At 48.7% G+C, this 13,736-nt stretch carries 12 protein-coding genes, 4 tRNA genes and 1 pseudogene; 9 read left to right on the forward strand and 8 right to left on the reverse strand.

The features are described 5' to 3' along the window. The 7 genes from BZG83_RS17075 to BZG83_RS00765 all read left to right on the forward strand — a co-directional run bounded on the left by BZG83_RS17075 (position 1) and on the right by BZG83_RS00765 (position 8,112). Positions 1–2,400: a methyl-accepting chemotaxis protein gene (locus BZG83_RS17075; protein WP_077478985.1), complete on the forward strand. Its 2,400-nt coding sequence runs from the start codon at positions 1–3 to the stop codon at positions 2,398–2,400. Positions 2,401–2,414: 14 nt separating this feature from the next. After that, positions 2,415–3,248, forward strand: coding sequence for a CheR family methyltransferase (locus tag BZG83_RS00740; protein ID WP_269635020.1), 834 nt, complete (start codon positions 2,415–2,417; stop codon positions 3,246–3,248). 1 nt (position 3,249) lies between these two features. After that, positions 3,250–3,900: a chemotaxis protein CheD gene (locus tag BZG83_RS00745; RefSeq protein WP_077455315.1), complete on the forward strand. Its 651-nt coding sequence runs from the start codon at positions 3,250–3,252 to the stop codon at positions 3,898–3,900. Continuing rightward, positions 3,900–4,952: a protein-glutamate methylesterase/protein-glutamine glutaminase gene (locus tag BZG83_RS00750; RefSeq protein ID WP_077478986.1), complete on the forward strand. Its 1,053-nt coding sequence runs from the start codon at positions 3,900–3,902 to the stop codon at positions 4,950–4,952. The genes BZG83_RS00745 and BZG83_RS00750 overlap by 1 nt, the downstream gene beginning before the upstream one ends. Before the next feature lie 463 nt (positions 4,953–5,415). Further along, complete coding sequence (locus tag BZG83_RS17140; protein ID WP_420876433.1) at positions 5,416–6,105, forward strand: methyl-accepting chemotaxis protein; 690 nt, start codon at positions 5,416–5,418, stop codon at positions 6,103–6,105. A gap of 8 nt (positions 6,106–6,113) precedes the next feature. Next, positions 6,114–6,413, forward strand: a complete 300-nt coding sequence (locus tag BZG83_RS00760; protein ID WP_077478988.1) for an STAS domain-containing protein — start codon at positions 6,114–6,116, stop codon at positions 6,411–6,413. A 7-nt stretch (positions 6,414–6,420) separates the two neighbouring features. Continuing rightward, positions 6,421–8,112, forward strand: coding sequence for an ATP-binding SpoIIE family protein phosphatase (locus BZG83_RS00765; protein ID WP_077478989.1), 1,692 nt, complete (start codon positions 6,421–6,423; stop codon positions 8,110–8,112). Between the two features lie 104 nt (positions 8,113–8,216). Here the strand turns inward: BZG83_RS00765 and BZG83_RS00770 are convergent. The 7 genes from BZG83_RS00770 to mutY all read right to left on the reverse strand — a co-directional run bounded on the left by BZG83_RS00770 (position 8,217) and on the right by mutY (position 11,311). Next, a tRNA-Asn gene (locus BZG83_RS00770) sits at positions 8,217–8,292 on the reverse strand. A gap of 4 nt (positions 8,293–8,296) precedes the next feature. Continuing rightward, positions 8,297–8,372 (reverse strand) — tRNA-Phe (locus BZG83_RS00775). A gap of 2 nt (positions 8,373–8,374) precedes the next feature. After that, positions 8,375–8,450: transfer RNA gene (locus BZG83_RS00780), tRNA-Thr, on the reverse strand. 45 nt (positions 8,451–8,495) lie between these two features. Continuing rightward, a tRNA-Phe gene (locus BZG83_RS00785) sits at positions 8,496–8,571 on the reverse strand. 136 nt (positions 8,572–8,707) lie between these two features. After that, the gene (gene mltC / locus BZG83_RS00790) at positions 8,708–9,850 is read right to left on the reverse strand and encodes a membrane-bound lytic murein transglycosylase MltC (protein ID WP_077478990.1); all 1,143 of its coding nucleotides are present in this window, start codon (positions 9,848–9,850) and stop codon (positions 8,708–8,710) included. Positions 9,851–9,947: 97 nt separating this feature from the next. Next, positions 9,948–10,226: an oxidative damage protection protein gene (locus tag BZG83_RS00795; protein WP_077478991.1), complete on the reverse strand. Its 279-nt coding sequence runs from the start codon at positions 10,224–10,226 to the stop codon at positions 9,948–9,950. Beyond that, positions 10,223–11,311, reverse strand: coding sequence for an A/G-specific adenine glycosylase (gene mutY / locus BZG83_RS00800; protein ID WP_077478992.1), 1,089 nt, complete (start codon positions 11,309–11,311; stop codon positions 10,223–10,225). Before mutY ends, BZG83_RS00795 begins: the two co-directional genes overlap by 4 nt. A 206-nt stretch (positions 11,312–11,517) precedes the next feature. Between mutY and trmB the strand changes: the two genes are divergently transcribed. Beyond that, a complete protein-coding gene (trmB, locus tag BZG83_RS00805; RefSeq protein WP_077478993.1) occupies positions 11,518–12,234 on the forward strand; it encodes a tRNA (guanosine(46)-N7)-methyltransferase TrmB in 717 nt (238 codons plus the stop codon). 94 nt (positions 12,235–12,328) lie between these two features. Further along, complete coding sequence (glsB, locus tag BZG83_RS00810) at positions 12,329–13,249, forward strand: glutaminase B (protein ID WP_077478997.1); 921 nt, start codon at positions 12,329–12,331, stop codon at positions 13,247–13,249. Positions 13,250–13,364: 115 nt separating this feature from the next. On the opposite strand, the pseudogene BZG83_RS00815 reads toward glsB, so the two are convergent. After that, positions 13,365–13,736, reverse strand: a pseudogene (locus BZG83_RS00815) (aspartate aminotransferase family protein); the annotation flags it as partial.

Raw genomic sequence — 13,736 nt, forward strand, 5'->3', positions numbered from 1 at the left:
ATGGCGTGGTTTAAAAGGGAAGTACAGCAAGAGCACCAGACCCAACAATCAAAGCAGAATGTGCAGCTTCTTGCGGCACTCAATGTCGCGCCTGCTGCACTCATTATGCTCGACAATCAACTGCAAATCACATTGATTAACCGACGGGCATTGCAGTTGTTGCAATGCTATCAAGCGGCGATTCGAGAGCGCGGCAATGCCGAATTTACTGCTCAAAGCGACATGCTTTTTGGCAAACCAATGAGTGCGGTATTGCCGTCTGACTTGGTCGATTATCAGCAATGGCAGCAGTTATTAGATGACAAGCCCTCGGTGCAAAACATTGAAATTGGCGCTGGGAAGCTGCGCGTATCTGCCAGTAAAGTGGCGGATGGGCAAGGCTTTAGCGTTGAGCTTAGTGATATCACAGCACGCGCTCACCAAAGCGAAGAGCACAGTTTGCTAAAAGGCGCATTGGATAATACCCACAGTGCGTTTGTCATTTTGGGGCTGCATGGTGAGATCACGCATGTGAATGAGCAAACCGTCCGCTTATGTAAGCAGCATGAGCAGACATTTCGCAGTAAAAACAATGCGTTTGTCGCGAATCGTGACGATATTATTGGTAAGCAAATCGATTACCTGTTTCCGCAGCTTCAGCGTGACACCTTCCTGTCGCCGAATAACTTACCCATTAATCGTGATATTCGCTTTAAATCTGCTCGTTTTGAGTTTCATGCGACGGCGAGTTATGACCGACATGGTAGCCATATCGGCACCACCATTGAGTGGCGAGATGTGACAGAGCGACGTAAGAAAGAAGCTGAGCGTTCGCTGCTAGCCGCTGTGGTAGAGGGCATGACCACCAATGTCATGCTAGCGGACAAAGATGGCATTATTCGTTATCTCAACCCTGCAGTGACGGACTTATTTAACAGTCGCGAAGAGGAGATGCGCCAAATTTATCCTGGATTTTCGGCCGATAAATTGGTGGGAACCAGTATTGATCAGTTCCACAAAAACCCAGCCCATCAACTCTCTATTATTGCGTCTCCGGAACGCATGCCGTTTAAAGCCGAAATTACCGTGGGTGAGGTCGAATTTGCCCTGAACTGTATCGCCCTTTATGACGATGATGGCGAGTACATTGGCCCTGCGCTTCAATGGGAAGACATTACCGAGCAAATGGATGGTCAGCGTCAAATTGAGCGACTGATTGCCAAAGCGGCAGACGGCAATTTAAGCGACCGAATGAATACTAAGAAGTACCGTGGTGCGATGGCTAAGTTGGGTAACGGAATTAACCAATTGCTCGATAGCTTTATTGATCCGTTGAATGAATGTATCCGAGTGATGCGCGGGGTATCAAAAGGCGACCTTAAGATCAATATGCCCGACAACTACAAGGGAGACTTTGAAGATCTAAGCCAAGCGGTGAATTCTTCAATCAATAACTTGCGCAATATGGTGGAGAAGATCACCCATTCTTCAGCTCGCGTGGCATCGGCATCTGCTGAGATTGCCGAGGGTAACAATGATCTGAGTGAACGCACTGAAGAGCAAGCGGCAAACTTACAGGAAACCGCAGCCAGTATGGAGCAGATGACGGCTACGGTGAAGCAAAATGCAGAAAGTGCGGCGTCAGCAAACACCTTATCGTCTAAAACCAGCGAAAAAGCGCGCAAAGGCGGTGAAGTGGTTAAGGAAACCGTTGAGGCGATGGCCGAAATCAATGATGCGAGTAAGAAAATTGCTGACATCATTGGCGTGATTGATGAAATCGCCTTCCAAACCAACCTATTGGCGCTGAATGCGGCGGTTGAGGCGGCGCGAGCGGGCGAGCAAGGTCGAGGTTTTGCCGTTGTCGCGGGCGAAGTCCGTAATTTGGCGCAGCGCAGTGCTGGTGCAGCTAAAGAAATCAAAGAGCTGATCAAAGACAGTGTAGAGAAAGTCACTCAAGGCTCGAAACTGGTCGATGAATCTGGGGAGATGTTGGAAGAAATTGTCTCTTCTGTGATGGAAGTATCCCAGCTTATCGACAAGATCAACGCGGCGAGCCAAGAGCAAGCAACCGGAATCGACGAGATCACCCGCTCTGTGGCGCGTATGGACCAAATGACGCAGCAAAACGCAGCTTTGGTGGAAGAGGCCGCAGCATCTAGCCAGTCAATGCGCGATGAGAGTGCTGAATTGATTAATCTAATAGGTTTCTTCCAAGTTGATATTGATGCAGAAAAATTGGTCGACAAGCAACTTGCACCATCTAGTGCGAAGCCTACTACTTCCCGTCCTTCAGTGACGGCGAAGAAAGAGCCAGCGCCTTATCGTAATGGAGAAGCTGCGCCAGCAGCCCGGCTAAAAGCGGTGAATTCGGGAAAAAGCGCGGCGTCTGAAGTCAGTGATGAGTGGGAGGAGTTTTAAGCGTGAGTGCGCCGGTGAGCTCGTCATCTGCGAGTGCATACTCGTTCAGCCAAACGCAATTTAAGTTTGTGCAGAGATTTATGCTGAATGAGACCGGTATTTCGTTGGCGGACAAAAAGAAAAGTATGGTGTATAGCCGTTTGGCGCGCTGTTTGCGCCGAACGGGCGTGGAAAATTTTGATGACTATTTTGCGTTGGTGGAGAAAAGTGCGGATGAGCGAGTGGCTTTTATTAATGCGCTCACCACCAATAAAACGCAGTTTTTTCGCGAGCGCCATCACTTTGATTTCCTTGCCCATCAGTTGATCCCACAGTGGCAACAACGTAAGCAAAAGCGGGTGAGAATTTGGTCGGCAGGATGCTCTACTGGTGAAGAGCCTTACACCATAGCCTCGGTATTAGCGGGTCATGGCATGATTGGTGGTCAAATGGATGTTCATTTATTGGCCACTGATCTCGACACCCAAGTATTGAACACCGCGAGCAACGGCACCTACAGCTTAGAAGTTGTTAACACCATCCCGCCGGAGTATCTCAAACCGGGATTTCTAAAAGGAAAAGGGATTAAGCAGGATTTATTTAAAGCCAAACGAGCGCTACGCGACATTATTAGCTTTAAGCAACTTAATCTAAAAGGTGACTGGCCTCACAAGCATGCAATGGATGCAATTTTTTGTCGTAACGTAATGATTTATTTCGAGCGCGAGACGCAGCAATGGTTAATTGAGCGCTTTTGGCGCCAATTAGCGCCGGGCGGCATTTTATTTATCGGCCACTCAGAAGGCATTGGAAAAATGGCGGATAAATTCGACAACCTCGGCCATACCATGTATCGCAAACGGGAGTGATATGCACCAAGCACTAGAACTGCACCATCATGCCCAAGAAAAAACCGTAAAGCGTTTTTTTAGTCCAGAGCATGACAGGCACATGGTGAAATTGAAGCCGGGAGAGATTTACGTCAGCTCGGACGACGAGCTTATCGCGACAGGGTTAGGGTCGTGTATTGCTGCATGTATCTGGGATCCTCTCGCCAATATTGGCGGCATGAATCACTTTATGTTGCCACTTAAAGATGACCAAGCGGCGAAAGAATGGAGTGCAGAGCAATACATGTCTCATGCGGCGCGGTACGGTAACTATGCCATGGAGATCCTCATCAATACCTTGTTGCAACAAGGGGCGATAAAAAACCGTTTACGCGTCAAGCTTTTTGGTGGGGGCAATATCATGGGGCAGAACATTGCTATAGGGCGCAAAAACATTGAGTTTGTTCGTCGCTATGTTGCCAATGAAGATCTGACCTTAGTCTCGGAAGACCTTGGCCAGTCTTTTCCTCGCCGCGTGTTGTTTGATCCTAGAACTGGAAAAGCTTGGGTGAAGAAAATTCAGTCTCTCAGTCAAAAAGAGCTGGTGGCAGAAGAGGCCCAATACAATCAACGCTTGCTCCAAGAATCTCGAGATGACAGCGCTGATAATCAAGATGTGGAGCTGTTTTGATGAGTAAGTATCGCTATAAAGTACTGATCGTTGATGACTCACCGCTCTATCGAACATTGATTCGGGAGTGTCTGGAGAGTGATCCTGCCCTTGAGGTCATCGGGGCGGCGGAAGATCCTTATGAAGCACGGGAGAAAATTAAGAAGTTAAACCCGGATGTGATCACGCTAGATATTGAAATGCCGAAGATGAACGGTATTCAATTTCTTAAAAATTTGATGCGCTTACGGCCAATGCCCGTAGTGATGGTGTCGACCTTGACCCAGCATGGGGCCGAGGTCACTTTATCGGCGCTGGAGATTGGCGCCGTCGATTATGTGCCTAAACCGTCTGCCAATATTGCCACCGCCATGACCCAAGAGCGGGATGAGCTGGTGAGTAAAGTGAAAGCGGCGGCCCAAGCCAATATTGGTCAACCCCATTGGGGCAAACAGGCCGCCACCGTGCAAGTCAATCGCCATCACTATAACCGCAAAGGGTATGAAGTTATTGCGCTAGGTGCTTCCACTGGCGGTACGGAGGCGCTAAGGGGCGTGCTTGAAAGACTGCCTGAGCACATGCCGCCCATCGTGGTCACTCAACATATCAAATCGGCTTTTTGCGGCCCTTTCGCTCAGCGGTTGGACCGAGCTTGTCGTTTGTCCGTCGAAGAAGTGACGGCTGACCGTATGCCGCTTATACAAGGGCATGTTTATGTGGCGCCGGGCGATCGCCACCTTACGGTGGTGAATCGACAAGGGCATTTATATTGCCAACCGACGGATGAAGCGCCGGTTGAGCGTCACCGGCCGTCTGTTGATGTGATGTTTTCCTCTGTTGCAGAAGCCGTCGGTGCAAAATCGGTAGGGGTCATTTTAACCGGGATGGGGAGAGATGGAGCGTCCGGTCTTCTAAAAATGCATCAAGCCGGTGCATTAACCGCGGCGCAAGATCAAGCCAGTTCTGTGGTATGGGGGATGCCACGTGTCGCGATTGAACTCGGAGGCGCATCACACATTCTTCCGCTCTCTGATGTGGCAAATTTCTTAGTGGAGACAGTCTATGGCAAGTGATTCTAAGCCCCTAATATGGCCACCGTTATTAACGTTACTTCTCACGATTGGCTTTGCGTTATGGTCGATGACATGGCAAGCCGGTGTGTTTTCCGTGTTAGTGCTTACATTGATGGGCGGACAAATATTTCAGCTATCGAAAAATCATTCTAAGGCAGATAGACAAGAGGCCAAGGACATGGTGGAAAAGGATGCTCCCGAACAACTTCTCCGCCGTATCCACCATATTCTATCGATTGAGTTGGTGCCAATTCGAGAGCAGCTAGCACGTCAACGTGAGGTGATTGATGCGTCAGTTGAAAGCCTCAATGGGAGCTTCTTTAGTATGCAAAGTGCTTGTCAGGATCAAGTTGCGACCGCAACCAGTATGGCCAATGAATTGCTGCACAATGAAGAAAGCGAGTACAGCCTGACCAAAGTACTACCCGAAACCGAGCGTGCGATCGATGCATATATCGACATTATGGTTAAGGTCAGTGATAAGAGTGTGTCATCAATTTATACCATTGAAGAAATGTCGAGCAAACTCAATGAGGTGTTTGAGCTGTTGGATGATGTACAAGCGATGTCCGATCAAACTAATTTACTGGCATTGAACGCGGCGATAGAAGCGGCGCGCGCCGGCGAAAACGGCCGCAGTTTTGCGGTCGTCGCCCAAGAGGTGCGCTCGCTCGCGATTAAGGCGACAGATCTTAATACTGAAATCCACAAACATATCGATCTCGCCCAAGAAAGTGTCGATAAAACCAAACATACCGTGGGTGAAATCGCCTCGTTGGATATGACCGAGTCGATTCGTTCGAAAGAATACATTGACTCATTACTGGAAGGGGTGAAGTCGGTCAACGACAAAGTTGGCCAAGAAATAGAGCGGGTATCCATGCTGGGGGAGCAGGTTCAGCAAGAAATCGGCTCGTGCATTAAGAACCTTCAATTTGCCGACATCATTACGCAACAAGGCGGGCACATACTCGACAACCTGCATATATTGGAAGAGTTAAACGCATTAATTATTGAAACCATGTCGGAAAAGGATATTGACTGGCATGCGTTAAATGAAAAGGTCAATGAAATTGAAGAAAAAGCAGGCTCTGCCAAACGTGCACCTGCTAAACAGCAATCCCTCGATGAGGGTGAAATAGAATTATTTTAGAGGTGCCAATGAGAATTCGACGCGAAGATCAAAGGGACGGAAAACAGGTGATCTTGCACGTAAAAGGCGAGTTCAACTTTACCTTAGTGCAAGAGATTCGAGAGGCATACGCGGATCTTACAAGCCAAGAAGTCATTGTTGATCTCCGAGAATCGACCTATATGGATAGTGCGGGGCTCGGCATTCTATTGAACATGCAAGATTATCTAAATAAACGTGATGGTTCGATTCGGCTAATCAACTGTCCGGATGCGATTAAGCGAGTGTTATTCATCGCTAAGTTTGAGAAAAAATTCAAAATAGAGTGAGCCTCCTATGAATGTGTTGGTTGTGGATGATGAGCCGGCGTTGGTGCACTACATTGCCGCTGCTTTAAAAAATGAAGCTGATAATATTAGCATGGCGATGAATGGCAGCGAGGCGCTTCAATTGTTGGAGTCGATCTCGTTTGAAATGTTTCCGGACTTGATCATCTCCGATGTCAATATGCCCAAGCTCGATGGCTTTAACATGGCGCAGGAAATACGGAAGCGTTTCCCGCAAAAGTTGCTCCCGATTATTTTTTTAACTGGTGTGGATGACCAAGACATTTACGCAAGTTGTATGCAATACGGTGATGATTTTTTGAGTAAGCCGGTGGATGTTGCGACTCTGATTGTTAAAGTTCGTACTCACTTTCGACACACTTGTCTGTTCCGCGAAGTCACCTTCCAACGCGACCAGCTGAAACAATTTCAAGAGGCCACCGTCTATGAGCACGCGATGGCAAGTCAAATATTTGAGCGTTTGATGTCATTCAGTTTGTCGGGTGTATTAGGGATTAATAGTTACTCAGGCTCGTACAGTCTGTTTAATGGTGATGTCACCATGATATTACCCAGGCCTTTGGGGGGAGTATATATCCTGATTGCTGATGCTACAGGGCATGGACTTCCGGCTGCAATAAGCACTATTCCAGCAGTGAAAACATTTATCACAACTGCTCAACGAGGATTACCGGTGGGCGATATTGCCAGTGAAATAAATGCGCACCTACGAAATTTTATGCCGGTTGGCACTATGCTCGCTGGTTCGGTTTTGGAGGTGATGCCGGATGGACTAACCGTGARTATGTGGAGTGGTGGAATGCCGGATGCGTACAGCCTTGATCAATATGGGCAAGTATTAGAAACCCATCACGGACGACACATGGCGTTAGGGGCGCAAGATAGGGCAAGCTTTGATGCGACTATTACGCGGTTACAGTTCAGGGAAGGGCAGCGTTTATTTTTAGCCACAGATGGTGTGATTGAAGCGAGAAATCAGTCTGATAAGCAGCTTTCTGAAATCGGGCTTGTTCGGGCAATCAGTGGTTGTCAGGGGAGCTTAATTGAGCAAGTGAAGCGCACACTTTCGGCCTTCGCCGGTGATGCTGGGGTGACAGATGATATTTCCATGTTAGAGCTTTCTTTTCCCATTGTTTGCCCAATAAGAGAAGATCACGAGGTATCGCTACAACCTTACTCGATGGTGCCATCGCGTACTCAGATTCGCTTTGATACCGAGTTGCTAAAGAAAGCAGATTTAATTGCTGACTTGCGAAGCCGAGTGAAAGGGGTTGTAGGGGAAAGTACTGATCTTGATTTAATTTGCACCGTGATATCAGAGCTTCTCAATAATGCCCTCGATTATGGCATTTTGGGTTTAGAGTCCGTATCGAAAAACGATGTAGATGGCTTTTTTAACTACTACCAATCGCGGCAAGAAAAACTCGATACATTAAGTGGTGATCATTACATTGAGTTGGAGTTAGACTTTCAGCCCAAGGTGCAGCGCTTTATTTTAAAGATGGCACACTCAGGGAAAGGCTTTGATTATGAGCGTCAAATCCGAGACACCAACCATGATGCGGAGAGCTTGTCTGGAAGAGGGATTACGCTGATTAAATCGATATGCGAGCAGTTTAGCTACAGTGATCAAGGCCGAGCCGTTGAAGCGGTTTTTAAGCTTAATAATGGACAAGCGTAACGAATAGAGCTGATGCTGGAGTGGGGCGCCTAGCCCAGTGACATATTTGGCACTAGCCAAACAAAAAAAAACGCCAACCTTTCGGCTAGCGTTTTCTTTAAAAGTGGCTCCCCCAACTGGRCTCGAACCAGTGACATACGGATTAACAGTCCGCCGTTCTACCAACTGAACTATGGGGGAATAATGGTGCCTCGAGGCGGAATCGAACCACCGACACGGGGATTTTCAATCCCCTGCTCTACCAACTGAGCTATCGAGGCAATGGTGCCGGCTGCCGGAGTCGAACTGGCGACCTACTGATTACAAGTCAGTTGCTCTACCAACTGAGCTAAGCCGGCACACAAATCGCGAAATACTGTGTGTCACACCATTATTTCATTATATGGTGCCCGGAGGCGGAATCGAACCACCGACACGGGGATTTTCAATCCCCTGCTCTACCGACTGAGCTATCCGGGCCAACGGGGCGCTATTAAACGGATTTTCCGCCTCACCGTCAACTGTTTTTTTGAAAAAAGTGCGCTAATCGTGTCGTTTGGATAAAAAGGCAGCGAAATGCCATAAAAGTGCACAATTTTCAGGGTTTCACGAGGTATTATTGGGGTAAGTTCGCAAACTCTTTTTGGTAACGTGTTACCTTTTGTAGGTAGCGCCGAGACTCCGAAGAAGGGTGGCGATGGGTGAGCGCCCAAAACACCTGATTAGGTTTTAGGCTATTTAAGTCTCGCATGGCACGATCACGATTGCGGTCAAAGGTTCGTAGCACATTTCCCGTCCCACCGTTGTAGGCGGAAATCATACTGTAGTGCAAAGAGAGTGGATCGCGTACGGCTTTAAGATACCGGTTTTTAAGGATGTAGAAATACGCAGTGCCAGTATCAATATTTTTCTCTGGATCAAAAAGGTATTGCGGGCTGGGCTGGCCACGACGCTTTTTCACCAATTTAAACACATCTCGTCCTGCGGTTTTGGGGACAACTTGCATTAGCCCGTAAGCATTCGCCCAGCTTACCGCATAGGGGTTGAAGCTGCTTTCCGTTTTGATAATCGCATAGATAAGCTGTTCTGAAATATCATAGCGCTTGGCGGCACGACGGACGATATCAGCATACTGATAACTTCGCTTCGCGACGTGGTCACTTACCATGGGGATGGTGACGTAATACATATTCTGAAAACGGACTTGTTTTTTCTTCAGACGGTGGTCGAGTAAGTATTCGGCAAAGCGATTTGCGCGCCACTGCCAGCTAATGGCTTTACCTTCGTGGTCCACCACTTGTCCTTCCAAAAAGGGGCGACCTTCGAGTGGCACCTCAGCCGCCGAGTAAAGATCGACAGAGGCAGGGTCTTGAGGTGTTAGCAGAGTGGTGATAATGGCCTGTTTTAAATGCGATTTTGGATTATCTGTGGCGACGGTTTCAACTTGAATAACACCGCGTTCAAAATCAATCCGAGCCCGACTTTTATAGTTATCTGTGTATTTTACGTAGTCGCGTTTGCCCGACACAAAGACTTGATTCTCACCCCAGCGCACTTCAATGTTGCCAGTAAACTGACCGATTAATTGGTTGAGCGCGTCAATGTCTTTTTCAAATTGACCGGGGAGAGGGGCAAGATTTTTCGCAAATCGGTTGGTCGTTTTATAGCTGACGCCCACGTACTGCTCGACGCTTTCGCGGCTACAACCTGTGATCAGTAAACTTAGACAGCAAATCAGTAAACAGAGTAATCGCGTCATCTTTCATCGCGTTAGCATAAAAAAACACCCGCATTTAGCCTAACACAATGCGGGTGATTTGCAGTGATAACGCAATCTGCTTGTGGGGCAGTGCGTATTATTGGCTGTCTTCCGGTGGCACGTAACCATCGATCTGCACGTCTTGGCCTTCGAAAAGGAATTTCACCATCTCAGCCTCGATCAATTTACGGTGCTCGGGATCCATCATGTTGAGTTTTTTCTCATTGATGAGCATGGTTTGCTTTTTCTGCCACTCAGCCCACGCTTCTTTTGAGATGTTATCGTAAATACGCTTGCCCAGCTCACCGGGATAGAGTTGAAAATCAAGGCCATCAGCTTCTTTCTGGAGGCGTTGGCAAAATACGGTACGGCTCATAATCTAGGTTCCTCATTATCGCCTGTTTGGGGGCGTTGGCGTTCGTGATTAAGCAAGGTTAACAGCTTTTTCACTGGGGCCGCCAATCCAACTTTTGCGGGTTGTGACAAGTTATACCAAAGCCCTTGATTGGCTTCCATGATGATTTGAGGGCGTTGCGACACCGTGACACTGATCGGCACAATATCTAAGTGAAAGTGGCTAAAGGTATGGCGAAACGCGGTTAACACTTCGGTGCGTAGCGGCTCTAGGCCTTGTAACTTCTCTTGAATTGCTTGCTCGGCGTGTTGCTCGTCAGCTTGGGGTAAACACCATAGTCCCCCCCAAAGGCCACTGGGTGGGCGCTGCTCTAGCCAGATTTCGTCTTGATACTGAATCAGTAAAAAACTGGTTTGTTTTACGGGTAGCGTTTTTTTCGGTTTTTTTCCGGGAAAATCGAGTTGGCGTCCTTGCGCACGCGCTTCACACCGCTCTGCGACGGGGCAAAGTTCGCATTTCGGCTTGCTGCGGGTACAGATCATGGCGCCCATATCCATCATGGCTTGATTGTACTTATCCGTGTCTGTTGTGGGTGTCAGTGTTTCAGCCAACGCCCAAAGCTTGTTTTCAACCGGTTTTTTACCCGGCCATCCTTCGATGGCAAAGCAACGCGCGAGTGTGCGTTTTACATTGCCGTCGAGTATGGGATGTGGCTGTTTAAGCGATAGGGAAAGTACCGCACCTGCGGTGGAACGCCCCACTCCGGGTAAGGCCATCACGGCCTCTAAGGTGGTAGGAAAAACGCCGTCGTATTGCTCGGCAATTACCTTTGCGGCCTTGTGTAAGTTGCGTGCTCGCGCGTAGTAGCCAAGCCCTGTCCACAAATGGAGAACTTCGTCTTGATCTGCGTTCGCCAAGTCCGTCACGGTCGGGAAGCGCGCCATAAAGCGCTCAAAATAAGGAATAACCGTACTGACTTGTGTCTGCTGAAGCATGATTTCACTTAGCCAGACTTTATAAGGCGTCTTGTTTTGCTGCCACGGCAAGGTTTTACGCCCATATTGCTCGTACCATGCCAAGATGGCGTCTGAAAAGGATTGACTCACTGCGATCTCTCTTATTGTTTTGCTCACACGTGCACGGATGCAGGGCACAGGGTACACTAACGACAGGGATCACCAATAGGATCACTTGATCCCAACTTGCGCTGGCGTGAAAACTTTGCATAATGCGCAGTCCGTTTAGATTTCCAACAATCTTGGGTCTTGCGCGAACCATTGAGTCCCAATCACTGCATCACAGGCATACAATCATGACTGAAGTCACTAAAACCGAACTCACCGAGGATGGAAAAGTCATTCGCAAAATTCGCAGCTTTGTGCGTCGCGAAGGCCGGTTAACTAAAGGCCAAGAACAAGCGCTGAATGAATGCTGGCCAACCATGGGTATTGATTTTGATGCCACTGAATTGGATTGGCAGCAGGTGTTTGGCAATGACAATCCTGTGGTGTTAGAGATTGGCTTTGGTATGGGGGCGTCCTTGGTTGAAATGGCGAAAAACGCGCCAGAGAAAAACTTTATTGGCATTGAAGTACACACCCCGGGTGTGGGTGCATGCTTGATGGCGGCGCGTGAGGCCGGTGTGACTAACCTTCGTGTGATGTGCCATGATGCGGTGGAAGTGTTTGAACAAATGCTGCCGAAAGAAAGCTTGGATACGGTGCAACTCTTCTTCCCGGACCCGTGGCACAAAAAGCGTCACCATAAGCGCCGTATTGTTCAGCTCCCGTTTGCTGAAATGGTACGCGATAAGCTTAAAGTCGGTGGTGTGTTCCATATGGCAACGGACTGGGAAAACTATGCCGAGCATATGATTGAAGTGATGGAAGCTGCGCCACACTATCAAAATATCGCCGAAGAGGGGTATTATGTTCCGCGCCCTGACGATCGTCCGCTCACCAAATTTGAGCAACGAGGTCATCGACTCGGTCATGGTGTGTGGGATATTAAATACACACGCACGGCGTGATTGATTGACGCCTTGTTGGCGCCACTGTTCGATGCGCACTGAAAGCCAACCTTGGGTTGGCTTTTTTGTCCCAAGCTGTAAAGGGAGCAAGCAAGTGAAACCCAGTTCTCAATTATTATCTGACATCCTGGATGATGTGCGTCCGCTGATCGGCAAAGGCAAAGTTGCCGATTATATTCCAGCACTGGCTGATGTGCCGAATCACAAGCTAGGCATGGCGGTGTGTTACAACGACGGTGAGATTATTCGCGCCGGAGATGCGGATGAAGCCTTTTCGATTCAATCGATCTCCAAGGTGTTGAGCCTGACCCTTGCGATGCAAAATTACAAAGCGGATGAGATTTGGTCGCGTGTTGGTAAAGAGCCATCTGGGCAAGCCTTTAATTCGCTTATTCAGCTTGAGATGGAACAAGGTATCCCGCGTAATCCATTTATCAATGCAGGGGCACTGGTGGTCAGTGACATGCTGCATACACGCCAATCGGCACCGCGCCAGCGGATGTTAGAGTTTGTTCGCGCACTCGCTGCAAACCCTCATATTTGCTACGACAAAGTGGTCGCGGACTCGGAAATGCAGCACAGTGATCGCAATGCCGCAATCGCCTATTTGATGCGAGCATTTGGCAATTTTGAAAACGAGGTTGTGCCGGTACTGACCAACTATTTTCACTATTGTGCGCTGAAAATGAGTTGTGTGGACTTGGCGAAAGCGTTTTTCTATCTTGCCAATCAGGGTAAGCCGTTGGGGCGGGCGCGCGCGATCCTCACCAAAACCCAGAGCAAACAATTGAATGCGCTACTGGCTACGTGTGGCTTGTATGATGGTGCGGGTGAATTCGCCTACCGTGTTGGGATGCCGGGCAAATCTGGCGTGGGCGGCGGCATTATTGCGGTCGTTCCCGGTGAAATGTCGATTGCAGTATGGTCGCCTGAGCTTGACCCTTCTGGCAACTCGTTGGCAGGAACGGCTGCCCTTGAGCTCTTATCAGCAAGAATTGGGCGCTCGATATTCTAGTTTTTGGCGGTGATGAGGACTAACACCATCAGCGAAAGTGAAAAAAGCCCCGCGAGATCAGGCGGGGCTTTTTGATTGCGACTCAACCACAGATGTCATCCAAGGTTGCGCATGCTTATGCCTCAGCGGCTAGGGTAGCAAAGGCATGATCGGCCGCCGACAAGGTAGCGTCGATCTCTTTTTGCCCGTGCGCTAAGCACGTAAAGCAGGCTTCATAAGCGGACGGTGCAAGATAGACACCTTGCTCTAGCATTAAGTGGAAAAAGCGCTTAAAGCGTTCTGTATCACATTGCTGCACGTCTTTAAAACATGTGACCGTGTCGTTATCGGTGAAGAAGAAACCGAACATTGCACCGGCTTGGTTGGTAGTCAGTGCAATACCGTGTTTGTCCGCAAGGGCTTTAAAACCATCGGCCAGTTGCTTGGTGATACTGTCCAGATAATCATGGTTGCCTGGCTGACGCAATTCGCTGAGACAGGCGAGGCC

Source organism: Salinivibrio sp. PR919 (assembly GCF_001995355.1).
GTDB classification, from domain to species: Bacteria; Pseudomonadota; Gammaproteobacteria; order Enterobacterales; family Vibrionaceae; genus Salinivibrio; species Salinivibrio proteolyticus.

Coding starts and splice junctions, on each gene's coding strand:
- BZG83_RS00760 (WP_077478988.1), top strand. CDS start 6,114: ATGAGAATTCGACGCGAAGATCAAAGGGACGGAAAACAGGTGATCTTG.
- BZG83_RS00745 (WP_077455315.1), top strand. CDS start 3,250: ATGCACCAAGCACTAGAACTGCACCATCATGCCCAAGAAAAAACCGTA.
- BZG83_RS17075 (WP_077478985.1), top strand. CDS start 1: ATGGCGTGGTTTAAAAGGGAAGTACAGCAAGAGCACCAGACCCAACAA.
- trmB (WP_077478993.1), top strand. CDS start 11,518: ATGACTGAAGTCACTAAAACCGAACTCACCGAGGATGGAAAAGTCATT.
- BZG83_RS17140 (WP_420876433.1), top strand. CDS start 5,416: ATGGTTAAGGTCAGTGATAAGAGTGTGTCATCAATTTATACCATTGAA.
- BZG83_RS00750 (WP_077478986.1), top strand. CDS start 3,900: ATGAGTAAGTATCGCTATAAAGTACTGATCGTTGATGACTCACCGCTC.
- BZG83_RS00795 (WP_077478991.1), bottom strand. CDS start 10,226: ATGAGCCGTACCGTATTTTGCCAACGCCTCCAGAAAGAAGCTGATGGC.
- mltC (WP_077478990.1), bottom strand. CDS start 9,850: ATGACGCGATTACTCTGTTTACTGATTTGCTGTCTAAGTTTACTGATC.